At 67.2% G+C, this 23,837-nt stretch carries 22 protein-coding genes and 1 pseudogene; 9 read left to right on the top strand and 14 right to left on the bottom strand.

Going from position 1 to position 23,837, the window contains the following annotated elements:
• Window positions 1-3 precede the first annotated feature (3 nt).
• The 3 genes from ACTTAG_RS09915 to ACTTAG_RS09905 are packed head-to-tail and all read left to right on the top strand — an operon-like array spanning window position 4 to window position 4,692.
• Complete coding sequence (locus ACTTAG_RS09915; protein ID WP_444462175.1) at window positions 4-3,081, top strand: methyl-accepting chemotaxis protein; 3,078 nt, start codon at window positions 4-6, stop codon at window positions 3,079-3,081.
• A gap of 46 nt (window positions 3,082-3,127) precedes the next feature.
• Window positions 3,128-4,174 (top strand): protein-glutamate methylesterase/protein-glutamine glutaminase, encoded by a 1,047-nt coding sequence (locus tag ACTTAG_RS09910; protein ID WP_444462174.1) that lies wholly within the window; start codon window positions 3,128-3,130, stop codon window positions 4,172-4,174.
• 2 nt (window positions 4,175-4,176) lie between these two features.
• On the top strand, window positions 4,177-4,692 hold the full coding sequence (locus tag ACTTAG_RS09905; RefSeq protein WP_444462173.1) for a chemotaxis protein CheD: 516 nt from the start codon (window positions 4,177-4,179) through the stop codon (window positions 4,690-4,692).
• 460 nt (window positions 4,693-5,152) lie between these two features.
• Here ACTTAG_RS09905 and ACTTAG_RS09900 read toward each other — a convergent pair whose 3' ends face one another.
• Window positions 5,153-5,482 (bottom strand): molybdate ABC transporter substrate-binding protein, encoded by a 330-nt coding sequence (locus ACTTAG_RS09900; protein ID WP_444462172.1) that lies wholly within the window; start codon window positions 5,480-5,482, stop codon window positions 5,153-5,155.
• Between ACTTAG_RS09900 and ACTTAG_RS09895 the strand changes: the two genes are divergently transcribed.
• Genes ACTTAG_RS09895 through tnpC form a run of 3 tightly spaced genes read left to right on the top strand, consistent with a single transcriptional unit; the run spans window position 5,481 to window position 7,858 of the window.
• On the top strand, window positions 5,481-5,867 hold the full coding sequence (locus ACTTAG_RS09895) for a transposase (RefSeq protein ID WP_444462171.1): 387 nt from the start codon (window positions 5,481-5,483) through the stop codon (window positions 5,865-5,867). The two genes, ACTTAG_RS09900 and ACTTAG_RS09895, sit on opposite strands and share 2 nt — an antisense overlap.
• A 17-nt stretch (window positions 5,868-5,884) precedes the next feature.
• Entirely contained in the window at window positions 5,885-6,217 is a 333-nt protein-coding gene (gene tnpB / locus ACTTAG_RS09890) for an IS66 family insertion sequence element accessory protein TnpB (RefSeq protein ID WP_444462170.1), read from the top strand.
• A 54-nt stretch (window positions 6,218-6,271) separates the two neighbouring features.
• Window positions 6,272-7,858 carry an IS66 family transposase gene (gene tnpC, locus ACTTAG_RS09885; RefSeq protein WP_444462169.1) on the top strand — a complete coding sequence of 529 codons (1,587 nt, stop codon included), beginning with the start codon at window positions 6,272-6,274 and terminating at the stop codon, window positions 7,856-7,858.
• A 52-nt stretch (window positions 7,859-7,910) separates the two neighbouring features.
• On the opposite strand, the gene ACTTAG_RS09880 is transcribed toward tnpC, so the two are convergent.
• A complete protein-coding gene (locus tag ACTTAG_RS09880; protein WP_444462168.1) occupies window positions 7,911-8,303 on the bottom strand; it encodes a hypothetical protein in 393 nt (130 codons plus the stop codon).
• A gap of 108 nt (window positions 8,304-8,411) precedes the next feature.
• On the opposite strand from ACTTAG_RS09880, the gene ACTTAG_RS09875 reads away from it, so the two are divergent.
• From ACTTAG_RS09875 to ACTTAG_RS09865, 3 genes and pseudogenes are all read left to right on the top strand, one after another.
• Window positions 8,412-8,864 carry an ATP-binding cassette domain-containing protein gene (locus tag ACTTAG_RS09875; RefSeq protein ID WP_444462167.1) on the top strand — a complete coding sequence of 151 codons (453 nt, stop codon included), beginning with the start codon at window positions 8,412-8,414 and terminating at the stop codon, window positions 8,862-8,864.
• Between the two features lie 253 nt (window positions 8,865-9,117).
• Window positions 9,118-9,318, top strand: a pseudogene (locus tag ACTTAG_RS09870) (type 1 glutamine amidotransferase); the annotation flags it as partial.
• Between the two features lie 86 nt (window positions 9,319-9,404).
• Window positions 9,405-9,554 carry a hypothetical protein gene (locus tag ACTTAG_RS09865; protein ID WP_444462166.1) on the top strand — a complete coding sequence of 50 codons (150 nt, stop codon included), beginning with the start codon at window positions 9,405-9,407 and terminating at the stop codon, window positions 9,552-9,554.
• 12 nt (window positions 9,555-9,566) lie between these two features.
• Here ACTTAG_RS09865 and ACTTAG_RS09860 read toward each other — a convergent pair whose 3' ends face one another.
• From ACTTAG_RS09860 to ACTTAG_RS09805, 12 genes are all read right to left on the bottom strand, one after another.
• A complete protein-coding gene (locus ACTTAG_RS09860; RefSeq protein ID WP_444462165.1) occupies window positions 9,567-11,624 on the bottom strand; it encodes a vWA domain-containing protein in 2,058 nt (685 codons plus the stop codon).
• Window positions 11,621-12,988: a serine/threonine-protein kinase gene (locus ACTTAG_RS09855; RefSeq protein WP_444462164.1), complete on the bottom strand. Its 1,368-nt coding sequence runs from the start codon at window positions 12,986-12,988 to the stop codon at window positions 11,621-11,623. The genes ACTTAG_RS09860 and ACTTAG_RS09855 overlap by 4 nt, the downstream gene beginning before the upstream one ends.
• A gap of 14 nt (window positions 12,989-13,002) precedes the next feature.
• Window positions 13,003-13,278 carry a hypothetical protein gene (locus ACTTAG_RS09850; protein WP_444462163.1) on the bottom strand — a complete coding sequence of 92 codons (276 nt, stop codon included), beginning with the start codon at window positions 13,276-13,278 and terminating at the stop codon, window positions 13,003-13,005.
• 18 nt (window positions 13,279-13,296) lie between these two features.
• Entirely contained in the window at window positions 13,297-14,943 is a 1,647-nt protein-coding gene (locus ACTTAG_RS09845; RefSeq protein ID WP_444462162.1) for a formylglycine-generating enzyme family protein, read from the bottom strand.
• Window positions 14,944-14,989: 46 nt separating this feature from the next.
• Window positions 14,990-16,183: an ABC transporter permease gene (locus ACTTAG_RS09840; RefSeq protein ID WP_444462161.1), complete on the bottom strand. Its 1,194-nt coding sequence runs from the start codon at window positions 16,181-16,183 to the stop codon at window positions 14,990-14,992.
• Window positions 16,180-16,890, bottom strand: coding sequence for an ATP-binding cassette domain-containing protein (locus tag ACTTAG_RS09835; protein ID WP_444462160.1), 711 nt, complete (start codon window positions 16,888-16,890; stop codon window positions 16,180-16,182). The genes ACTTAG_RS09840 and ACTTAG_RS09835 overlap by 4 nt, the downstream gene beginning before the upstream one ends.
• Window positions 16,887-18,323, bottom strand: coding sequence for a trypsin-like peptidase domain-containing protein (locus ACTTAG_RS09830; RefSeq protein WP_444462159.1), 1,437 nt, complete (start codon window positions 18,321-18,323; stop codon window positions 16,887-16,889). The genes ACTTAG_RS09835 and ACTTAG_RS09830 overlap by 4 nt, the downstream gene beginning before the upstream one ends.
• Window positions 18,323-19,471 (bottom strand): serine/threonine protein kinase, encoded by a 1,149-nt coding sequence (locus tag ACTTAG_RS09825; protein ID WP_444462158.1) that lies wholly within the window; start codon window positions 19,469-19,471, stop codon window positions 18,323-18,325. The genes ACTTAG_RS09830 and ACTTAG_RS09825 overlap by 1 nt, the downstream gene beginning before the upstream one ends.
• A 6-nt stretch (window positions 19,472-19,477) precedes the next feature.
• Window positions 19,478-20,911, bottom strand: coding sequence for a protein phosphatase 2C domain-containing protein (locus tag ACTTAG_RS09820; protein ID WP_444462157.1), 1,434 nt, complete (start codon window positions 20,909-20,911; stop codon window positions 19,478-19,480).
• Complete coding sequence (locus tag ACTTAG_RS09815; RefSeq protein ID WP_444462156.1) at window positions 20,908-21,516, bottom strand: FHA domain-containing protein; 609 nt, start codon at window positions 21,514-21,516, stop codon at window positions 20,908-20,910. The genes ACTTAG_RS09820 and ACTTAG_RS09815 overlap by 4 nt, the downstream gene beginning before the upstream one ends.
• Before the next feature lie 127 nt (window positions 21,517-21,643).
• Window positions 21,644-23,263 carry an FHA domain-containing protein gene (locus ACTTAG_RS09810; RefSeq protein ID WP_444462155.1) on the bottom strand — a complete coding sequence of 540 codons (1,620 nt, stop codon included), beginning with the start codon at window positions 23,261-23,263 and terminating at the stop codon, window positions 21,644-21,646.
• Between the two features lie 74 nt (window positions 23,264-23,337).
• Window positions 23,338-23,796, bottom strand: coding sequence for a hypothetical protein (locus ACTTAG_RS09805; protein WP_444462154.1), 459 nt, complete (start codon window positions 23,794-23,796; stop codon window positions 23,338-23,340).
• Window positions 23,797-23,837: the final 41 nt, after the last annotated feature.

Raw genomic sequence — 23,837 nt, 5'->3', positions numbered from 1 at the left:
GGAATGCCCTTTTCGACAAGCCTCAAGCTGCGCTTGAAGCTGCCGCTGATGCTCGTTGCCATCGCGATGGTCGCGCTGGCGGTGATGGGGGTTTCCTCCTATCGCGAGGCGCGCAGCCTGCTTCTGGAACAGGGCAGCCAGCGTCTGGACCATGCGCTTGAAACGCGGGCGCAGGGGGCGCAGGGCTGGGCCGATCAGGTGCAGTCGGACCTGCGCGCGATGGCGGTCGATCAGGGCACGGCGCGGCTGATGCGCGATTTCGCGGGCGCCTGGAAAATGCTGGGCGCGGGGGCGGCCGACAATCTGCGCCACGCCTGGGTCGAGACCAACCCGCATCCCGAAGCCGAGCGTTGGAAGCTTGATTTCGCGGGCGAGATCAATGATTTCGGCATCATTCACCGGCGCGCGCATCCGGGCTTCGTCACTTTGGCCGAGGAACGCGGGCTGGCCGATATCTTCTTCGTCGATCCGCGGGGGCGGGTGCTTTATGCGCTGCGCAAGGGGCCGGAATTCGCCGCCGATCTGACCGATCCTGCGCTGGCCGAAACCCCCTTGTCGCGGCTTGTCGCCCAGGTCCTCGCCAGCAAGGAAGACCAGCCGCAGATCTCCGATTTCACCGATGCCGGGCCGGGTGGCACGCCGGTCGTGCATCTGGCGCAGGCCGTGCGCAGCACCGAAGGGCTGACCCTTGGCGTGCTGGCGTTTTCCGTGCGTCTTGACCCGCTGATGCAGATGATCGCCGCGCCGCAATCTTTGGGCGAGACCGGCCAGGCCTATCTGGTCGATGCCGGGGGACGGCTGCAATCGGAGCTGCGCCCGGGTGCTGCGGCGCCCGCGCGCGGCAGCGTCATCGACACCCCCGCCGTTGTCGCCGCCCTCGCCGGGGGCGCAGGCCGGATCGAGCAGACCGGGATCGGCGGCGGCGTGGTGCTGGCGGTTCACGCGCCGGTGCAGCTGTTCGGTCGGCCGATGGCGCTGGTGGTCGAACAGGCCGAGAGCGAACTTTTCGCCCCGGCGCGGGAACTGGCACGCAAGCTTGGCCTCAATGCGCTCTGGCTGATTGCGGCGCTGGCGGCGATTTCCGCCTGGATGGCACGCGGCATCGCCCGGCCGTTGCAGGATCTGGCCGGGGCGGTGAACCGGATCGCAGGCGGCGATCATGCCGTCACCGTGCCCGGAACCGCGACGCGCGACGAGGTCGGCGAGATCGCCCAGGCGGTCGAGGCGCTGCGTGGCGATCTGGCCGCCTCGGCGGCGACGCGCCATGCGGCGACGGTGCAGGGCACGGCGTTCCGCAACTCTTCCGCGGCACTGATGGTGGTCTCGGACGATCTGACGATCACCTATGTCAATGCGGCGCTGGAGAGCCTGGTCGAAGCGAAACTGGCCGATTTCCGGATCCGGCAGCCCGATCTGGCGGCCGGGGAACTGGTCGGCCAGTCGCTTGCGTCGCTTTATCCGCTGACCCCCGATATCGAGGCGCGGCTGCAAGACCCGGCGCAGCTGCCGTTCCGGCGCGATGTCGCGGTGGGCGAAGGCCGCTATGGCGTCGATTTCTCCGAGATCTGCCGGGCGGACGGAACCCGGATCGGCTTCGTGGTGGAATGGCGCGACGTGACCGAATTGCGGATGACCCGCGCGCTGCTGAACGCGCTTGATGGCATGCAGCTGATGCTGGAATTCTCGCCCGCCGGTCGGGTCACGCGCGGCAATGCCAATCTTCTGGCCGCGCTTGGCGAGACCGAGGCGGCGCTGATCGGGCGCAGCCACGACGGGCTGATCGCGGGCGAGGGGGCGCTGGCGGATTTCTGGTCGCGGCTGGAACGGCTCGAGCCGGTGATCGGCCGCTTCCACCTGCTGCGTGCCGACGGCGGCCGGGTGATCACCGAGGGCAGCGTTACCCCGGTACCGGACCGGGCCGGCAACATGCTGAAGATTGTTCTCATCGCCAACGACATCACCGAGGCGCAATCGGCGCTGGACCTCGCACGGGCACGCAACGATACCATGCTGGCCGAGCAGATGGGCGTGGTCGAGGCGCTGCGGATCGGGCTGGAACATCTGGCCAGCGGCGATCTGGGCAGCCGCATCGAGCGGGTGTTTCCGCCGCAATACGAGCAGCTGCGGACTGATTTCAACAATGCCGCCAGCACCTTGGGGGCGGCGATGCGGGTGGTGATCGACAATGCGCACAGCATCGACGGCGAGGTGAACGAGATCACCAATGCCGCCTCGGATCTGAGCCAGCGCACCGAACGCCAGGCGGCGACGCTGGCGCAGACGGCGACGGCGCTTGATCAGCTGACCACCTCGATCGGTGCGGCTTCGGCCAGCATTTCCGAGGCCGATCAGGTGGTCGAACGGGCGCGGATCGGCGCGGAAAGCTCTGGCCTCGTGGTGCAGCAGGCAGTGTCCGCGATGGGGGAGATTGCCGAGTCGTCGCAAAAGATTTCGCGCATCATCGAGGTGATCGAAGATATCGCCTTCCAGACCAACCTGCTGGCGCTGAATGCCGGGGTCGAGGCGGCGCGGGCGGGCACGGCCGGGCGCGGCTTTGCCGTCGTCGCCTCGGAAGTGCGGGCGCTGGCGCAGCGGTCCTCGGCCGCGGCGCAGGAGATTGCGGGGCTGATCACCGCCTCCTCGGATCATGTGCGGGTGGGCGTCGATCTTGTGGGCCAGACCGGGCAGGCGCTTGACGGCATTCTTGTGTCGGTGAACGACATTGCGGTGCGGGTCTCGAAGATCGCCCATTCCGCCCGCGAACAGTCGAACGGGCTGTCCGAAATCAATGCCGCGATGATCGAGCTTGATCAGGTGACGCAGCAGAATGCGGCGATGTTCGAGGAAACGACCGCGGCCGCCCAGGCGCTCAGCCGCGGCGTGCAGGCCCTGACGGCGACGACGGCAAGGTTCCGCGCCACCGCGCCCGAGGTCGAGCCCGAGGCCAAGGTGGTGAGCCTGGCCCCGGCAGCGGTGCCGCGCGCCGCCCCGCCCGCGGCAAAAGCCAGGGTCGGCGCTGTCCCCCGCAGCCTTGGCGCCCTGGCGATATCCGATGAACGGGGGGACTGGATAGATTTTTGAGTTTGGAATGAGGCCGGGCGCAACGCCGCCACAACCGGATAGTGACATGACACCGAAACGCGTTCTGATCGTCGATGACTCCCCGACCATTCGGGCCCTGATCCGCACCAAATTGGCCGCGGACCCGCGCATCGTCGTGGTCGGCGAGGCGAGCGATCCTTTCGAGGCGCGCGAGAAGATCAAGGCCCTGTCGCCCGACGTGCTGACCCTCGATGTCGAGATGCCGCGGATGAACGGTCTCGAATTCCTCGAGAAACTGATGCGGCTGCGCCCGATGCCGGTGGTGATGATCTCGACCGAGACGCAGAAGGGATCGGCGGCGGCGCTGGAGGCCCTGTCGCTTGGCGCGGTCGAATGCGTCGGCAAGCCCAGTTTCGACCGGCTGTCGGACACGTTCCTCAACCTGGCCGAATTGCTGGTGGCGGCGGCGAATGCGCGGTTGCGCAGCCCCGGCCCCCGGGCCCAGATCGCCCCGGCCGAGGATTTCAAATGGAACGGCAAATGCGTGCTGATCGGGTCTTCGACGGGGGGGGTGGATGCGCTGGAGACGCTGTTGTCCGGCTATCCGCGCAATTGTCCGCCGACCCTGATCACCCAGCACATGCCCGAGGGATTTCTGGCCAGTTTCGCGCGCCGTCTGGACGGGCGGATGGTGCCCACGGTCGAACTCGCGCGCGAGGGGGCGCCGCTGCTGCCCGGCCATGTCTATCTTGCCCCGGGCGGGGAGTATCATCTGGCGCTCACCCCGGGGGAGCCGCCGCGCTGCAAGCTGGTCGCCAGCGACAAGCGTAACGGCCATCGCCCCTCGGTCGAGGTCCTGTTCGATTCGGCGATTCCTATCGCGCAAAAGGTCGTCTCGGTGATGCTGACGGGGATGGGGCGCGACGGGGCGGAGGCGATGAAGCGGCTTCGTCAGGCCGGGGCGCGCTGCCTTGCCCAGGACGAGGCGACCTGTGTCGTCTTCGGCATGCCGCGCGCCGCGCTCGAGATCGGCGCGGCGGAAAAGCCGGTCCCCATCGGCAAGATGGCGCAATCGGTGTTGCAATTGTGCTCCGGCGCTCAGATGCAGTTCAAATCGTCACGGGGGGAATAACCATGGCAGGACATCACAAGACCCTCCACATCGCGCAGGGCGAATTCGTCACCGCAAAGGGGGTGGATGCGTCGATCTCGACCATCCTCGGCTCCTGCGTGGCGACCTGTCTTTATGACGAAGCCAGTCAGACGGGGGGGATGAACCATTTCCTGCTGCCGGACGGGGCGGGGGCGTCGCTCAATTCGGCGCGTTTTGGCGTCAATGCGATGGAATTGCTGATCAACGCCCTGATCAAGGAGGGCGCAAATCGCAAGCGGTTGAAGGCCAAGGTTTTCGGCGGCGGGCGCATGATCGCGGGCCTGACCGACATCGGCCAGAAGAATGCCGAATTCGTGCTCGATTTCCTGCGCCGGGAGGGGATCGAATGCACCGGCCAGAGCCTGGGCGGCACCCAGGCGCGGCGGGTCGAATTCTGGCCCGGAACCGGTCGGGCCCGCCAGCGGCTTCTGGGCGAGACCCGGGTCGTGGAAACGCCGCCGGTGCTGGCCTCGGGCAACGGTGTCGAACTGTTCTGACGGGAAGGCGGCGGTCCGCAACAGGGGCCCCGTGCCTCGCGGCCGTCCTTGCCCCGGATCCCGCCGTGCTTTCGCCGTGTCACGATCAGCGGAAGACAGGAAACCCGTCCAGAGCGGGGGCTGCGCCTGATCCGGTCACGCCGCCCCTGACAGGCCGCCCTGACGAGAGCGGCATGCGCGTCAGGGTTTGGCGCGCCAGGCCATCTGCGACACGATGGCTTCGGTCACGCCGACACTGCCCGGCGGGGCGTTTTGTGCACCGCAGTTATCCAGACCCCGGGATCCGAGGGCAGCGGATAGCGCAGGCAGCCACCCGTCCGCTCGCTCCTCCGACACCTGCAAGAAAAATATCAATGGGCCGTGGCCGCCGCATACGGAAACCTTGAACGTATCGGACCGACCGCGATCGCAGACCCAAATTCGAGGCGCAGGCCGTGGCGGGCCTGTGCCTTCAGTCGGGCTACGCCCTCCAGCCGCCCAGATCGTCTTTGGCGCCGATCGCATCGGCGATGTTGAGGAACCCCGCATCGACATCGCCCGAGGTCAGATAGGCCGTCACCTGCGGCACCGTCGCCACCGTGATCAGCTTCGGATCGACCTTGGCGGCAAGCCCGGCATGGTTTGGAAACTGCCGCCCGGCCTTGCCGTAAATCGCTGATTTCTTGTCGGGAATCCCGACTTTCGGTAAGCGATGGTTTTCCCCATTGAAGTCGCGGGTTTCCGCCTGAGCGTTTGCGGACGATCCTTCGCGCGACAGCGCGTGGAGGCAAGAGATGGGCGAAGGGTTCATGGGATCGTTTCGGGTCCTGGACGAGACGATGGGGCGGCGGACGTGGCCTGACGATGAGAAGCTGCGGATCGTCATGGAGAGCTACGTACCCGGTGCCCGGGTCGGTGACGTGGCGCGGAAGTATCGCCTGCTTCCGTCGCAGCTGACCACCTGGCGGCGGATGGCGCGCGAGGGGCGTTTCGGTCTGCCGCCGGACGTGTCCGGCGTTCCGGATGTCGGCGCCTTCGTGCCGCTGATGCTGGATGGCGGGGCGGCGGCCCCTCAGGCGATCCGGGATGATCGGATCGAGATCGCGTTCGGCGATGTGACGATCCGCCTGCCTGCCACGGTGTCGGCCGCACAGCTGGCCGAGATCGCGGCGGCACTTGGGGCGCGGCGCGGATGATCGTCCCCGGCCAGAGGATGCCGATCGTGATCGCGACACGGCCCGTGGACTTTCGCTGCGGTCATGACGGGTTGGCGGCGAAGGTCCAGAACGAGTTGAAGCTCGATCCGCATTCCGGTTTGACGATTGTGTTCCGATCGAAGCGCGGTGACCGGTTGAAGATCCTTGTGTGGGATGGCAGCGGCCTGGTGCTGATCTACAAGCGGCTGGAGAGCGGCAGCTTCGTCTGGCCGAAGGTGCAGGACGGGGCGATGCGGCTCTCGCGGGCGCAGTTCGAGGCGCTCTTTGAAGGTCTGGACTGGCGCCGGATGATGTCGCAGCGCATTGCCCCGCCGGCTGCGGCGTGTTGAATCAATCCCCTTGTTTTGCTGGGTTTGGGGCGGTTCCTGGGGTAAAATCGGCCCATGTCCACCGCGCTCGATCCCGATCTTCTGGCCCAGTTGCCGCCCGCCTTGCGCGCGGCGCTCGAGGCGCAGGTTCAGGCGCTTGCGCTGGAAAATGCCGAATTGAAGAGCCGCAACGCGCGGCTGGAACATCTGGTGCGGGAGCTTCAGCGCGCCCGTTTCGGGCCGCGCTCCGAGAAGCTGCATCCCGAGCAGATGGAACTGGCATTCGAAGATATCGAGGTGACGCTGGCCACGGCGACAGAAGAGCACGACACGGCCGTCGCAGCCCGGACCGGGGCACGCCCGGCGCGGACACCGCGTGGCCCGCGGTCTTTGCCGAAGGATCTGCCGCGCGAGGAACGGGTGCTTGTGCCGGAGGATCTGAGCTGCCCTTGCGGCTGCGGGCAGATGGTGCGGATCGGGGAAGACCGGTCGGAACGGCTCGACGTGACGCCCGCGCAATTCCGGCTGATCGTGACCATCCGCCCCCGCTACGCCTGCCCGAAGGGGCGCGCCGGGATCCGTCAGGCGCCCCCAGCCCCCGCCCTGATCGAAGGTGGTCTGGCCACCGAGGCACTCCTCGCGCATGTGGCGGTTGCCAAGTTCGCCGATCACCTGCCCCTATACCGGCAGAGCCAGATCATGGCCCGGCAGGGGATCGAGATCGACCGTTCGACCCTGGCCGACTGGATGGGCAAGGTCAGTTTCCACATCGCCCCGATCGTCGACAGGATGGCTGCGATGTTGAAGCGCTCGGGCAAGCTCTTTGCCGACGAGACCACGATGCCGGTTCTGGCACCCAGCACGGGCAAGACGAAGAAAGGCTTCATCTGGGCGATGTTGCGGGACGACCGGCCATGGGGCGGCGCCGACCCGCCGGGGGTCGTGTTCACCTATGCACCCGGTCGCGCCGGCATTCACGCCGAGACGATGCTGAAGGGCTTCGAGGGTGTGCTGCAGGTCGATGGCTACACGGGGTACAACTGCCTCGCCGATGGCCGACGGGCCGAAGGAGGCCGGGTGCAACTCGCCTTCTGCTGGGCGCATGCAAGGCGCAAACTGATCGACGCGCGCCCCGCCGCAGGATCCTCTTTCGTCGACGAGGCCCTGAGACCCCGCATCGCCGAACTCTATGTCCTCGAAAAGGAGGTCCGCGGCCAGAGCCCCGAGGCCCGCCTGGCGGCCCGACAGGAACGCTCGGTCCCGCTGCTGACGGCGATGCACGCCTGGCTGCTACAACAGGCGGCCCGGCTCCCGGCAAAATCGAACCTCGGGATGGCGGCGGCCTATGTCCTCGAGCACTGGCCTGGCCTCATCCTCTTCGCCGGAGACGGCAGGATCGAGATGGACTCGAACCTCATCGAGAACCGCATCCGGCCGCTGACCCTTGGCCGCAAGAACGCCCTCTTTGCCGGCCATGACGAGGGCGGACAGTCCTGGGCACGCTTCGCCTCGGTCATCGGCACCTGCAAGCTGAACGATGTCGAGCCTTATGCCTGGCTGAAAGCCACGCTCGAAGCGATTGCCGCCGGGCATCCGAACTCCGAGATCGACGCGCTGCTCCCGTGGAGCTTCCCCAAGGCTGCAATCAAAACTGCAGCTTAAGCTGCAAACGAAGCCCCGTCAGGCGACCCGAACGGCTTCAAAAGCCGCAATCTCAATGGGGAAAACCATCGCTTACGACTTTCGCGATGCTCTCCCCGGCCAGTTCGGCGGCATCGGTCAGTCTTGCCCCCTTGCGGAAGGCAATGACCAGCTTGCCCGTGCCTATCGGCAGGAAGCGTTCGAAGGCCAGCCCCTCGGCCTTGGCCAGCACCGCCTTGTCACCGCAGACCATCGCCATCTTGCCGCTTTCGCGCGCCTGACCCAGCACCTGGCCCATGTTGCCATAGACCTTGCCGACGCTTTCGCCGCTTTGCGCCTTCCAGGCGGCGACGGCCTCGGTCATCGGGCGGCGATACCGCGCCCCGGCGCCGATCACGAGATCTTCGGCAAGGCCGGCCGAGGCGGAAAGGATGAGAACGGAAAAGATGGCAAGGCTTTTGCGCATGCAGATCTCCTGTCGGCTTTGCGGGCTGGACAAGCGCCGCTTATCGCTATGTAGTCTTAGCTTATAGCGCAAAGGTCAACTTCGCCGCACCAAAGCAGGACGAACGCCGTGCCAAGTGCCGCCCCCCTTGCGATGAGGCTTGAAACCCGGCTGTCGGGGCCTGAGGGTCCGTTCGGGCTGGACGTGACATTGACGGTGGCAGCGGGGGAATTTCTGGTGCTGCCGGCGCCATCGGGGGCGGGCAAGACGACGCTGTTGCGGCTGATCGCGGGGCTGGCGCAGCCCTTGCGCGGGGCGGTTTCGATGGCCGGGCAGGTCTGGCGCGACACGGTGCGCGGGGTCGATCTGCCGGTCCGCGCCCGTCCGCTGGGCTTTGTCTTTCAGGATTATGCGCTGTTTCCGAACATGACGGTGGCTAGGCAGATCGCCTTTGCGCTGCACGATCTGCCCCGGCGCGCGCGGGCCGAGCGCGTGGCCGAGATGCTTGAACTGGCAGGGCTTTCGGGCCCTGGCGCGGCACCCGAAACTGCTGCTTCTCGACGGGCCGCTTTCCGCGCTTGATCCCGACACCCGCGCCCGGCTGCAAGACGAATTGCGCCGCCTGCACGATCATTTCGGCGCCACGACACTGATGACAAGCCACGACCCGGCAGAGGCAAGGCGGCTTGCGGACCGGGTTTTACGGCTTGAGGCCGGGCGGCTCGGCCCGCTGCCCCTTTGCCCTTCATCCCCGCGCCCTGTCTATGGCTGACCCTTCGGAGATCCCATGAAAATCCGTGTCTTTTAGAATCTTGCCGTCGAGAACCCCGGAACCCTGCGCGACATCTGGGCCGCGGCGGGGCATCGGCTGACCACGGTCGAGCTGGATAAAGACGCGGCGATCCCGCCGCTTGAAGGCTGCGATTTCATGGTGGCGATGGGCGGGCCGCAGGATCAGTGGCAAAAGGAGGCGCTGCCTAGGATGCGGGCGGAACTGGCGGCGATCCGCACATGGGTGATGGATCTCGGGCGGCCCTATCTGGGCATCTGCCTCGGCCATCAACTGCTGGCCGAGGCGCTGGGGGGGGGGGCAAGGTCGCGCCCGAGGTCGGCCTGTGCGAGGTGCGCCGCACCGCGGCCGGGGCGGCGGATGCGCTGTTCGATGCGCCGCCGACCTTTCAATGGCACGGCGCCGAGGTTGCCCGCCCGCCCGAGGGCGCGGTGGTGCTGGCAAAGAACGCCGCCCTTGCGACCGGGATGGCAGGGGCCTGAACGGGGGGGCGCTCAGGGCAAGTCGTCAAGCCGCATCGGATAGACCAGCGCCGCGGCCCCGGCGCCGGTGCCCAGATAATCCACCCAGGCATCGGTGGCCTCGTTGTACCGGCTGTAGCGTTCGATCTTTTCGTGCAGCTCGTTCACCACCGTCTGCTGTTCGGAAATCGACAGACGAAGCCAGTCGTCGTTGGTGATCGCCATGATCCGCGACTTGTAAGGCAGCCCCTCGAGGTATTCGCTGATCGCCGTGACATCGGCAAGGCTGGCATCGGCGCGGCGTTTCACCTTGTCCGGGCTGCGGCTCATGTCGGCGGCGGCGCCCAGGACCTGCGCAAAGAACTTGTCGGGGTCGATCACATTGTCCTCGGCGGATTGGACGATGATCTTGAGCGCCTCCTGCAAATCGCTCAACTCGGACTTGCTGATCAGCACCCGGATCGACAGGGGCTTGAGCCCGGGCCGGTCGAAGTCGCGATCGGCGACCACCGCTTCGAACACATCGGGGGCCTTTTCACCCTTTTGCGAGCCAAGCCAGGCCAGATGCATGGTGCGCCCGACCGAGGCGACCGCGGCCAGGCCCGCATCCGCAGGGTCGGGCTCCGGTGCGACAGCGGGGGAACCGGGCAGGCCCGCTGCGGCGGCGCCTGCCGCGCTGTCCTGAAAGCGCATCACCTGATCGACGATGAAGGCGCCGACATCATGGGCCTTTTGCCGATAGATCTCGGGGGTTCCGTTCTCGATCGGAAAATACAGCGGATCTCCATTGGGTTGCGCGGCAAGGCGGCGATAGGCGGCCTCGGCGGTGGCGTGGTCTTTCGCCCCCTTTGGCGTGCGCAGATGCATCACCATGATGGCCGCCTGTGCCCGTTCGCGCGCCAGCGCACTCAACCCTTCCGCACTCAGCCCGGTGGCGGAAAGCGGATCCCCCGCTTCGCGCGGGCCCGCATCGGTGACAAGCACGATGAACCGCGCCCCGAAGCCGGTCCAGTCGAGCGCGCTGATCGCCTGATCAATCCCGGCATAAGAATCCTCGCGGAAACTGCGCGTCGAAACCCGTGCCTCGGTCATCTCCTCCATGCCGGCCAGGAACTTTTCCGGCGAAGCGCCATCTTGCAAGGTGACGAAGGTGCGGGTCTGATATTCAAGACCCGGCACCGCGGCCGCATCGTCGCGAAAGCCGATCAGACCGAAGGCGAACTTGTCCGATGCCCCCGATCGCCCGGCCTGCGCATAGATTTCCGCAAGCGCCGCGCGGGTGGCATCAATATAGGGCTGCATGGAGATCGTCGTGTCGACGACGAAAACGACCCCGGCGCGATAGCTGGAGCCCGACGCGGCAGGCCCCGAAGCCCCCCCGTCCTCAAGCACCACCTCGTCCGCGGCCGCCAGGGGGGCCGGGGCCGCGGCGGAAGCGGGGGGCGCCCCCGCCCGGTCCGGGTTCGCCCGTGCCACGGCAACCTGCAACAGGTTGACGAAATTCCCGTTTTCGAACACCGCCTCTTCCGAGGAGAGGATCGGCATGACGTAAAGATTGCGCCGCATGTCCACCGTCGTGCGCGGCCCGAGCGCGACCAGCCTTTCGGAGCGCGGGCCACCGGCCTCGGCAGCCTCGGCCTCGGCGCGCAAGGCCGCAGCCGCAAGGGCAGGGTCCTCGGCCTCCACGACGCCATAGGCGCTGTCGTAGCCGTCAAAGAACATCAGCCGCCCGAGATTTTCCGATCCTTCAAGCGTCGCAACGATGTTCTGTTTCCAGTCGGTCGTGGCAGAGGCCCTGACCCAGAACAGATCCGCGCCGGTCTCTTCGGGGCCGACCTTCAGCCAATCGCCCTCCCGCGCATAGACATAGAACGCCTGCAGCGGTTTGAGCATGTCGGGCAAGGGCTGGTCCGGGGCGCTGTGACGCGGCGTGATCTCGCGGATCAGCACCCGCTGATGCAGGCTGGTCTTGCCCTCCATCAAAAGCGGGGTCTCGGCGCGCGACGGGCAGGCCAGGGCCAGGCTGCACAGCGGCAGCCCAAGGCCCAGGAGCGCGCAGCGGATCAGCGCGGAAAAGCGCAACAGCGTCATGGCGAAACCCTTGCTTGCGCGGCGGCATCTTCGGTCAGCGCTGCCGCCTTCTGGTAAAATCGCTGCGCCGCAGCCGGATCGGGCGCGGCAAACGGGGACCGGGCCGGGTCATGCGTTGCCGGATCATACATCCGGGCAATCGCCAGCATCGCCTCGCGGCGGATCTCGAGCGGCTGAACCGGGTCATTGGCCAGCTTCATCAGGCTGCCCAGCGCCGCATTGAGATTGTCCGCGCCCCCCGTGGCGATCAGCGCATTGATCCGCACCATCGGATCGTCGGCCTGAAGGGCCTGCCCCGCCAGGGCGACCGCGCCGGATTTGTCCGACCCGGGCTTGCCCATCAGCGCAAAACCCGCACCGCCAAGCGCCAGAAGAACGACAAGGCCAAGCGCGATCAGCAGACCTGCACGGGCATGCGTCTTCCCGTGGGTCGGTTCGACCGCAGGCGGCAGGGGCGGCGCACCAGAGGACGCGGTGGAAGAGGACGGCACCGCCTTGGCGGCGGGGGTCTTGTCCAGCCGGTGCGCGGTTTCAAGCACGGCCTGCTCGAAAAGCGGCACAAGGTCGGTGGCGCGTCCGGCCGGATCGGCGACCAGCAGCCGCTCCAGCACGCGGCACAACGGTTCCGAGATCCGCGTCCCGTCGATCCGGATATCGTCGCGCCGGTCTTCGATCGCGGCCAGGCCCTTGCCCTCGCCGGGCACGGCCAGCCCCGCCACCTTCATCAAGACCAGCCCGAGCGCATAGCAATCGGTGGCCGCCCCGACGCGATTGCCGAACAGCCCGAATTGTTCGGGGGCGCAAAAGTCAAGTTTGCCCGCAAATCCGGTGCCGATGATCGACTTGTCGGTGCCGATCGTGTCAGAGGCCAGACCGAAGTCGATCAGCTTGGCCTTTTTCACGTTTTCGTCCGGAATGAGGATGTTGTCGGGCGCGATGTCACGATGCACCAGACCGCGCGCATGGATGCAGGCAAGTCCCTGCGCCAGGCGCAGCCCAAGGCCGAGAACATCGGCCGAACCCAGCCGCCGCCCGCGCGCCAGATAGTGTTTCAGCGGCTTGCCATCGACGAATTCCATCACGAGGAACAGGCGCCCCTCGCGGTCTTGCAAGGTGGTTTCATAGCGAATGATCGCGTCGTGCTGCACCGCGCGCAAATGCGTCGATTCCCGGCGAAACAGCTCGACCGCCTGCCGGTTGGCTGCGAAGGCGGGCGACATCACCTTGACCGCGACCAGATGCCCCGTGGCCAGATTGATTGCGCGGTAGGTGGCGCCCATGCCGCCCTCGCCCAACAGGGACTCGATCCGATAGCTGTCTTGCACCACCGATCCGGGTTTCAGCACTTGCGTCCCAGCGGACATCCTTGTCCCCCCGCTCAACGTTTTTGCGGCATGCGCAGCGCAAAGGCGGCGTGTTTGGTGAAGGTGCGGATGTCCATGATCTGAAAGCAGATGCCCGCAAACACAAAGGACATCGTGACCCCGAAGATGATCATCAAGAAGCCGAAGACCATCACCCAGGAGGGGTCCGGGATGCCCGGCATCCCCGAAAGCCGGATCACCATCGCGCCCAGATAGCACGCCCCCACCACCATCAGCGTGGTGGCGATCCAGATCAGCACTTCAAGAGACTTGTTGAGTGTATCGCGCATTTGAACCCTTTCCTTGGCTTACTTGAGATCGGCGGCGGCTTTGGCCATCGAGGTAAAATCCTTGGTGATCAGTGACATATCGGCGAATCCCCTGGTGCGGCGGGCGTCCAGATGGGTTTCCAGAAGCGCCAGGCACGAGCCCCGCCGGGCCGAGCGGGCCTGGATTTCGGGCCGCAGATACTGCACCTGCGCCGCAAGCAGCGCGGGGGAATAGTCCGCCCCCAGCCCCTCGACGAGATCGGAATATTCGTTCACCTCGCCCTCGGTCAGGGCTTTCAACTCGCGCAGCTTCTGCAAGGCCGCCTCGCGTTCGGCACGCACCTCGGCCGCCAGAGCGGTGTCATGCGCGGCCATCGCCGTCATCTCCATGCTGTCGTAATCGGGCAGCAGCATCGAGATGGCAAAGGCGTTCAGCAGCCGTTGCACCGCCTGATCGCACACCATCACCGACGCGGAAATCACCATCCGCAAGGTGCGGTCCCGCTGCGCGTTGCGCTCGGCCTGGGCGGCGTCGATCACCGCGCGGATACGGTCGATGCGGGATTTCTCGCGCCCGTCCGCCGCCGCCGCCGCCAATTGGTCCAGCAACTGCCGCGCCTCGGTTTCCGTGGCGGTGCCCTTCAACCCGGGATCGGGCCGCGCCAGATCGTCAAGCGCCCCGATCAGCGCCGCCTGCTGATCGGGCGCGGTGATCGACAGGGCCGAAATCACCAGCCGGGTGCCGGTAAAGCGGTCGCTGGCCACCGTGCCCGAAATCAGATCATAGGGCGCGACCTCGTAGCGGATCGCCTGGCCAAGGCTCTCGGCCGGGGTGCGCGCATCGCCCCCGCGCTTGACATAGCCGCCCGCCTGTCCGTGCATCCTGCCGTGCCGCACCATGTAAAAGGGCGCGCCGATGATTTCGGCGGCATTGCCAAGCATGTCATGCAGTCCGAGCGCGTTGGGCTTGAGCGTGCCGATGATCTGGATCTTGCCGCCCGCGCTGTCGGTGCCGCCATAGGCGACATATTCCGACAGGCTTTCGCCCTCTGCCAGCGGCGGCAGCGGCGCGCGAAACTGGGCCTCGGACAGCGCCGTGCCGCCGCGTTCGGCGAATTCCCATTCCTCCTCGGTGGGCAGGCGCAAAAAGGCCCGCGTGGCGCCGACGGTGGGCAGCATCTGCGGCGCAGTGTGCAAGAGCCAAAGCGTGTAAGTCTGCGCGAACAGATCGTAGTCGATCTTGCTGTGGCCGACGGCGGGCAGGAAATCGCGTTTGCGCGGTGCCTTGTCGGGACAGGTCGGCGCGGTCACGGCGGTATATTGCGCCTCGGCCAGTTCGTATTTCGCCATCCAGAAATAGCCGCGCACCGAACTGCCTGCCGCGCCGCCCGCATCCGAAAACGGCCCCGAGACGTAACCGCGCCGCAGCCCGTCCAGATAGGGCTGCGCCTCTCCCTCCTGACCCAGAACCACCGCGACATCGCCGATCGCGCCCTCGGAGTTGGGCGTGTCGATACGGCGAAACACCATGGCCCCGCCACAGGGCATGGGCAGGGTCAGATCTCCTGCGGCGGGTTGCGGGTTGTAATATTTTTCCTCCCAGGTGATCGCAGGCGCGGCCGCGGTCTGCGCGAAAACCGCACCCGACACGGTGGCCAGCGCGGCCGCCGTCGCGATCATCGTCATCCATCCCGCCCGCATCAGTCTTGTTCGCATCGGCATAGCTCCGTCCTCACCCTTCCCGCAGCACGTCTTCGGCCCCGATGCGGTCGATCGCCCGCACCGCCCAAAGCGCCGCCGTCACCGCCGTCACGACTCCGAGCAGCAACGTCACGCCGATATCGCGCAGCCGCAGCCGGGCGACAGTTTCGCCGGTCGTGCTTTCGAAAAGCTGGTTCACCGCCAAATCGAGGCCCAGAACCAGCGCCAGCGTCAAAACGATCCCGGCCATCACCAGGATCAGCGATTGCAGCATCGGAACCAGCCGACGCCGCCTGTTTGCCATGCCGATCAGCGACAACAGGCTGAAGGCAACGCGCTGACGCGCCACCATGGCGCGCAGATTGGCCGCCATCGCCGCCCAGAACCCGGCCACCGCCAGGGTCGCAATCAGCGCGTAAAGAAGCCCGAGCGTGTTTCGAAACCCCAGCAGAAGTTCGGCGTTCTGCGCCCGCGGCCGGGTCTCCACGCCTTGGGCGCGCAAGGCCGCGGCAAGCGGGGTCAGGTCTTCCAGACGGCGGGCATAAAGCCGGAACGAGGCGTAGCTGTCGGGCTCGGCCCGGGGGCTGCGCCAATCGGACGGGGTGATCGCGGGATCGTCGCGAAACATCTCGACCGCCAGAAGATCGGGCAGCGCCAGAAACAGCGCCGCGCGCGGATAGCGCACCGCAGGCAGGACGCCCAGCACGTCAAGCTCGGCCCGTGCCGCCTCTTGCCGCCCGTCGATATCGCGCGCGATCAGGATTTCGACCTGTCCGCCCGCCTGCAGCTGCAGCGCCTTGGCCAGCGCTTCGCTGAGCACCACCCCCCCGGGCACGACAAAGGGGGCCGCCCCTTCCAGCAGCGGATCGCCTGCGCCCGATCCGATCAGCGTCACCGCACGCGCGGTCTCGCGGCCCGCGCTGTTGCGCAAGGCATTGGCCTGGGCGTTGATCGAGCGCGTGGCGGGCATCGCGAAGGCCACGTCGGGCCGCTGGCGCAGCGCCGCGAAAAACGCCGCATCGTGCTGACCTGCGCCGACCGCGATCAGCTCGCGGTTGGCGGGGTCCTCGACAAGCCGATCCACCATCGCCTCGATCACGCCGTTCTTCAGCGACAGCACCACCAGAAGCGGCGCCAGCCCCCCCGCCAGGGCGGCAACGAAACACAGGCTGGCCAGCCATTCGTGACGCATCTCGCGCCAGGCGATCATGAGCGCCTGTTTCATGCCGCCTCCTGCCCGGTAAACAGGCTGATCTGCACACCGTCCCGGTCGATGACCAGCCGGTGCCCGCAGCGCGGCGCCCCGCCAAAGGCGCCCTCGGTCGCCTTGTGCGAGGCCAGCAACACCGCCGCCCCCGCCGCCGCCGCCAGTTCGGCGATCAGCGCCTCGACCGCGGCGGTATTGCCCGGATCAAGCGCCGAGACCGGCTCGTCCAGGAGCAGCAGGCGCGGCCGCGCCCAAAGCGCCCGAGCCACGGCCGCACGCTGGCGCTGGCCGACAGACACCTGATCGGGCCGCCGCCCCAGCAGATCCGCGATGCCCAGCCGGTCAAGCACATGGCGGCTCCAGTCCGGATCGGGCGCAAGGCCGTTCAGCCGCATCGGCAGGGCGATATTCTCGCCCAGCGTCAGGAACGGCACCAGCCTTGCGGTCTGCAACACGAAGCCCAGAACGTCGGGGGGCGCGCAATGCGCCCGGTCGACGGCGCCGCCCGTCACCGCCCGACCGCACAGCCGCAGGCTTTCCCCCTGCATGCCGCCGCCCGGGATCGCCGCGCCGATCAGCCCGAGCGCGGTGCTTTTGCCGGTGCCCGAAGCACTGTCGAACACCCGCACCTCTCCGGGCTCAAGGTCGAGCCGGTCGATGACCACGGCGAATTCGGGGCTCAGCCGGATCCCCAGATTGCGCACCTGCAGCACCCGCCCGGTCATCCGCGGGCCTCGGTCGGGATCAGCGACACCGGCTCGGACCCCATCACGATGCGCATGCGCGAGGTGATCTGCACCGGGCGGTTCGGGACCAGCTTGCGGCCATCGACAAGGGTGCCGTTGGTCGAGCCCAGATCGGTCAGCATCAGCCGCCGCCCCTCAAGGCGCAGCCCGGCATGCAGGCGGCTCATCCCCGCGCCATCGACGCGGATATCGGCCTCGGGGCCACGCCCGATGCGCAAGCCGCGGTTCAGCCGGTCAAGATCGACGCCGTGGCGCAAACCGCTGCCGAACACCAGCGTCAGAGCCGTTGCCCCCGCGCGCCCGGTCCCGGAAAGGATCAGCGGCTCGGGGAGGTGCCCCGGCGCAAGCTCTGGCATGTGCCGGGACCGCAGCGCCAGCACCGCACCGCCGATCACCACAAGCGCGGCGGCGAAGGCCATTGCCGCGACCGCCCAGTTGGGAAGCCGGAACACCATCTGCGACAGGCTCTCGGCGGGGGCGGCAGGCGGCGTCGCGGTTGCGGGTGGCAGCGGTGCGGGGGCCGGCGCTTGCGCCAGCGCCCCGGCCTCTGCCTCTGCCCCGGGCCCGGCGCAATCACTGCTTGCGACCAGGAAGGGAATGTCATGATCGTCCAGAAATCCGATCATCTTGGGCGCGCCGATCGCCCAATAGGTGTCGTTGGCGGCGTCGCCCTCGCCGCTGTCTGTCGCCACCGCGGTATTGAGCCCCACGACCTGGGCGCAGCGATCCAGCAAGGGACCGCCCGAGTTGCCCGGATTGATCGCCGATGTGTGCTGCACGATCTCGAAACGCGTGTCGCTGCCGGGATCGGCCCAATTGGCATGGGTGATCTTCGACACATTGCCGCTGGTCAGCGTCGAGATGAAAAAATCCGGATCGAAAAGCGTCGTGCCCAGGTAATCCGAAGTCCCGGGAAAGCCGATCGCCACCACGCTTTCGCCCTTGCGCGCAAGCTCCCGACGGATCGGCAACGCCTTGATCCGGTGCCGGTTCGAAGGATCGTTGGCGCCCGCATTGGGGCGCAGCATCAGCACCGCCAGATCAATTTCCGCACTTTGGGCGGCGATTTCGGCATCATAAACGAAGACCCTGCCATCTTGATGAAACCCCACAAGGATCGTGCTGGCGCCCTCGATCACGTGATGGTTGGTCAGAAAGTAAAGCTCGGCCCCCTGGCCTGAGCGCCCCAGAATGAAGCCCGAGCCGGTTCCGGCGCCTTGGGGGCCCTCGACCAGCACCCGGCCCACGGCAGGATCGGCCGTCGAGACGATCACCTCGAGCGAGGGCGTCTGGGCGGGCGCGAGGGAAGGAAGGCCCCCGCCCACCAGCGCAAGGCAGATCCCCACCAGCACTGCGCCGCGCGACAGGCGCGCGCAGGCAAGGCGACGCAGTCTGAGGAGGGTGCTGCGCATCAGAATTTCTCCTGCGGGATCAAGCCGAAAAGCGTCGCGCCAATGGCAATGCCCAAAATGATCAGAAGCATCGTGACGATCTTGGCGCGGTCAGATCGCGGCGCATCGGGTTTGAGGTTCGGCACGGTCCGGGGGCGACCGAGGGGCGTGCCCTCCTCGCGGGTGCCGGGAAGCGGAGGCGGCGTCGGCGCCACGGTCGGAGCGCCGGGCAGCGGTGCCATCCGCTCGATCGGGCGGCAATAGTCGAGCGCGGTCTGGGGCCGATCCTTGGGCATCAGCGCGCAGCCCCGGTCGATCAGCGCAAGAAGCGTGTCGGAATAGACCGTCTCGACGCGATTTCGACGCAGCATCTGGCGCACCGGCACGTAAGGATCGCTGCCGCTGCGCGCCTGGTCCTCGGCGCGCTGATCGGCGGGGGGGGGCACGCTTTGGGTGATCCACTCATAAAGCACGACCGACAGGGCAAAGAGGTCGGTCCAGGGGCCTTCGACCAGGGGCTGTCCTCCGGTCCAGTTGCGCGGCAGACCGGGGAATTGCTCAAGCGCCCCATATTTGCGCGACAGCATCGAGCCCAGCCCGCGTCCCTGGCCGATCCGGCGTGCCGCGCCGAAGTCGATCAGCACCGGCGCGCCCGAAGCGGTCATGATGATGTTGGAGGGTTTGACATCGCGATGGATGAAGCCCGCCTTGTGCACAGCGCTCAAGGCCCGGCTCAGCGTGACGATCAGTTTGCGCAGCTGCCTTTCGTCGGGCAGTTCGCCCGATTGCGCGCGCAGTCGGGCAAAGACGTCCAGCGGATCACCGGCGACATAATCCATCAGACAATAGGCGGTCCCAAGCTTTTCGAAGGCACCGCGGACCCGGACAAGGCCGGGTTGACGCGGCAGATCCTTGAGAATGAAAGCCTCGTCCAGAAAGGCCTTGCGGCCGATCTCGAAATTGCGTGCCGCTTCCTTGCCGTCACGCGGCAGCACGATCCCGTCTGCGGCCCGCCGGGCGAAATCCGAGGGGAAATACTCCTTGATCGCGTAATCGCCCGCCCCGTCCTGCGAGCGGGCGCGATAGGTGATGCCAAATTCCCCTTGCCCCAAGGGGGCGTCAAGCACGAAGCCTGCGATCTTCGTTCCCACCGGCAGCGCGTCCTGCATCGGTCGTTACTCCCCCGCCCGTGCCGCTGCACCGCCGCCCCCGGTTGCCGGCAGAGGGGGCAGATTTTTCGGCACAGGCAGAGGCGAGGTGGTCAAGATGGCCGGACCCTGCGGCTTTTCTGGCGCCTCTGCGGCCTGCGGGGCCCCGGTCGCGGCTTCGGGGGCTGTCGTCTCTTGCGCGGGCGCAGGGGGCGGCGTCACACTTTCGGGCGCAATCGTATCGGCGGGCTTGCCCGCCGCATCGACCGCGGCCCGGCTTTCCGGCGCCCCCTCGATCAACCCGTCGTCCGCGGCCGGGGGGGCATCGGTCGGATTGCTTGCCGCCCCATCCTTTTCCGTCGGCGGCGTGCCCCCGGTCGGCGGGGGCGTTTCAGGCACGGCCAAGCCCGGAGCCACGGGCCCCGGTTGTTTCCGATCATCCTCGTCTCCGCCGGGGTCGGCGGAAACCGCCGCGGCGTTCGGGGAGGTCGCGTCGCGCGGGGGCTCTGCGGGGCTCGCGTCTTCGGTCGCGGCGATCTTGCCGGGAGTTGGCGGGGTCTCTCCGCCCCAGCCGATCAGATAGATCAGTGTCGTCAGCCCCGCCACCAGCAAAGCCGCACCACCGATCGCCACCGCGGGCGGCACCTTGGACAGCAGCGCATTCCGTCGGTTGGAAAAAATACTGGTGGACAGCTGCTGCAGCGCCGAGGGGTCGTAACGGGCCACGACGACGGTGGTATTGTCCTGCCTCGGGGCCCGTGCTGCATCGACGGCATTCAGCAGATCGGCCGCAATCTCCTGCGGCGCGCTGCGCCCGGGCTGCGACATGATCTGACGGATGCGGCTCTCGTCCAGGGTCTCGAGCCCGTCGCTGGCCAGCAAAAGGATGTCCTTGCGCTCCAGCTGGATCGAATTGGCGTCCACCAGCGCGATCTTTTCCCCGATCAGCGCCGATCTTAGGGCATTCTTGCGCTGGTTCGCCTCGGCATCTTGCAACCGGATCTTGCCCGCGCGCACCAGTTCGGCCAGTTCGCCGCGCACCGAATGATCGGCGTTGAGCCGACGCAGCACGCCGCCGCGCAGCAGATAGAGGGCGCTGTCCCCGACCGAAAGCCAGTAAAGCCTGCTGCCCAGTTTCATCGCGGCCACCAGCGTCGAGCCCATCCCCGCCAGCTGCGGCTCGCGCGCGATGCGCTCGCGCAGGGCGGCATTGGCGACCTCCATCGCCTCGAACAGGCGTCCGGCAGGCTTGGGATTGCGCGATTGCGCGATGCAATGGCGCTCGAACGTGTCGATCACGATGTGCGAGGCCACCTCGCCGCCGACATGGCCGCCCATGCCGTCCGCCAGAACGATCAGATAATCGGTTGCCGGGTCCGTCTCGCTTTGGCACGAGATCGCAAAGGCATCCTCCTGCCGCTCGCGCGCGCCCAGACCCTGCCTGCCGACGGCGACGCTCATTTGCCCTCGCCGTCGCCCGCCAGGTCCGCCCAGTCGAACCCCGCGTTGCAAAAGGCGACGAAGCGCACGGCGGTCTGTTTGGTCAGCTGGATCGTCGCATAGTTTTCAAGCGTCACCGGCATCGCGATGATCTGCCCGTTCATCCGCGAAACGTTCTTGCCGGTGCCCGGCACCGCCATGAAGCTGCGGCTGTCGTCGTCATAGATGATGCGCAAATGATCGTGCGAGGAGATCTGCGGGTCTCCGAAGGGCATCGGGATGCGTTCCTCGTCGGACCGGCCCAGCGTGTTGAGCCCGGCCCCGATCTGCATCGACTGGCCCATGCCCGGCCCCTTGATCACCACGAGCCAGCCGGTCACGGGGTCTTCCATTGCGGCGGCGCCGTCGTCCTCGATCGCGCGGCCGATGGCGATCTGGGTGCGGTCCGCGCGCGCGCTCGTGCTCAGCACCGTCTTGGCCTCTCCGATCGGGGTCACTGTCGTGTCGGTCCAGCCCGCCGCGCCCAGCGTCTCGGTATAGGCGTTCGCCGGGTCGGTTTCGGAAAAGGGGGCATCGGCGTCATGCTCGAGCCCTTCGAGCCAGCTCGTCTTGTCGGTTCCACCCATGTCATAACTCCTGTTTCGGGCCGCCTTGCGCGGCCAATGAGACTTGCTTCGGCCAGACTTGTTTCGGCCAGACTTGTTTCTGGAAGACGTGCTTGGGCGCGCCCCGAAGGGCGCACCGGATCGCCGTTCAGGCCAGCACGAAGCGGACCGAAAGATCCCCGAAGGTGAGCGTGTCGCCCGCCTTGATCGCCTTGGCACTGGTGATGATCTTGCCGTTGACCCGGGTCTTGTTCAGGCTGCCTGCATCGGTCAGGTTGAAGGTGTCGGGGCCGGCTTGCTCAAGCTCGGCATGAAGCCGCGAGATGCTCTTGTCCTCAAGCACGACTTCACAGCTGTCCGAACGGCCGATGCTGACGCGCGCCTTGCGAACGGCCAGCCGCTCGCCGGTATCGGTCCGCACGAGCCAGGCGCGCGGCGCGGGCTGGGCGACATTGGTGACCGGCGGCGGCGGCGCGGGGGGCAGATCCTCGGGAAGATCAAGCGCAAAGTCCGCCTCAAGGTCGAGCTCGGGCGCCGACTTGCGCGTGAGCCCCAGCACCAGCCCCACGATCAGCAGCACCGCCACAAGACCGCCGCCGCCCGCCGCCCACCACATCAGCTTGAGGCCCTGCCACTCGCGCTCATACCAAGGCGCGGGGGCCGGGGCGGGGGCAGGGGTGGGGGCAGGGGTGGCGACCGGCGGCTTGGCGGGCGGCGCCGGTTTCACTTCGGGCGGATTTCGCAACGCCTCGGGCGTGAAACGCGCCGTGATCAGTTCTTCGTCGTAAACCCCGGGCACCCCGGCGCGCGGCTTGCGCAGCGTCACGGTGATGTCGGCCTCGACCGGTGCCCCCTTGGGGACGATCAGACCGGAACTGTCGGCGGCGCGGTTCACCGTGGCAAGGAACTCGGCGACATCCGCCGCGACCCGGCCCTTGTCCCGGCTTTGCAGTTCGATCCCCTTGCTGACGCCCAGCGTCCCCTCGCTCAGCTTTTGCAGGTAATCAAGACCGCTGCCGTTTTCCACCACGCCGACCGGACGCCAGAACAGCCCCAGCGTCGAGATCGTCACCCCCTTTTCGGCCGCCGCCAGGGACACTTCGGCAATCGTCCGGTTGCCTTCTTCCTGGCCATCGGAAATCACGATCAGGTTACGCAGCACCGTCGAGGATCGTGCCGCCAGAACGTCGATCGCGTCGCGGGTGCTGGTGGCGATGCGGGTGTTCGAGCCGCGCAGCTCCAGCGTCTCGACGATGCGGGCCAGTGCTTCGTGGTCGGTGGTGAAATCGGACAGGCGTTCAAGCGACTCGCTGAAGCCGTAAAGCGCCACCGGCTGCCCCGCGGGCAAGCCGCGCAGCACCTCGGCGATGACGCCGCGTTCGCGCGGCCAGCTGGGCTTGCGCGCAAGGCCCAGCGCCGGTGTGGTGTCGATCAGCACCATCGTCTCTGCCAGCCGCAAGGCGGGGTCGATCTCGGCCAGATCGCGCTTGAGCGCGAAATCGCCCTTGGCCGCACCGGTTTCGACTTTCGAAATGCGGTCGCGTTCGCGGCTTGGCGGCACCCGCAGCACGCAACTGTCCGCGGGCGCAGGCGCCTTGGGGGCGCAGTCGAGCACCGCCAGCCCCTCGGCGGGAAAGCGCGTGGCTACGGCCGTCGTGCCGGGCGCGGGCTTTTCGGCGCCGATCTGCTGGGCCGCGACGGGGGCGGCCATCGCAAGCAGGGTGGCCGCCATCGTCATGGCGGTTCGGAAATGCGAAATCGTCTTCATCTGGGTGTCCCCCGTCCTGCGCATTCTGCTGGGGCGCCGTCGCCAACCGGGCCACGCCACTGCTCAAGCCCGTGTCAGCGGGCCAAGGCTCTGATCGACGCCGAAAGACGGCGCAATTCGGCCCGTGTCACCGCGATGTCGCCCCCGGCCTCCACATCGGCCTGCACCGCATTGATCTGCCCTTCGAGCGCATTCAGCTGAGCCAGCTTTGCGGGATTGCCCGCCACCTGCGCCCGTGCCGCCGCAGCCTCGCCCCGGACGGCCGCAATCTGCGACTTCAGTGACGCGATGGCTTGCGCGTTGGAGGCCGTTTGCGATTGCAGACCACCGATACGCGCCTGGGCGGAATTGTTGTTGCGAATGATCGCGGCCGCTTCGGCATCTTTCGCGGCAATCTGCCGATCATATTCGCCATTGTTGAGATTGCGCATGTTGTCGAAAAGATGCGCCGTCTCCGGATCGGTGGATCCGCTGCACCCGGATAGTATCACGGCACCTGGCAAAAGAAGCGCGAAAAGAAAACGTGTCATCATGATATTTCCTCGGACCGGTTAAAAGCCGGCGCCTCCCCGTC

Source organism: Rhodobacter capsulatus (assembly GCF_052363185.1).
GTDB lineage: Bacteria > Pseudomonadota > Alphaproteobacteria > Rhodobacterales > Rhodobacteraceae > Rhodobacter > Rhodobacter capsulatus_E.
This window is presented reverse-complemented; position numbering and strand designations above follow the sequence as displayed.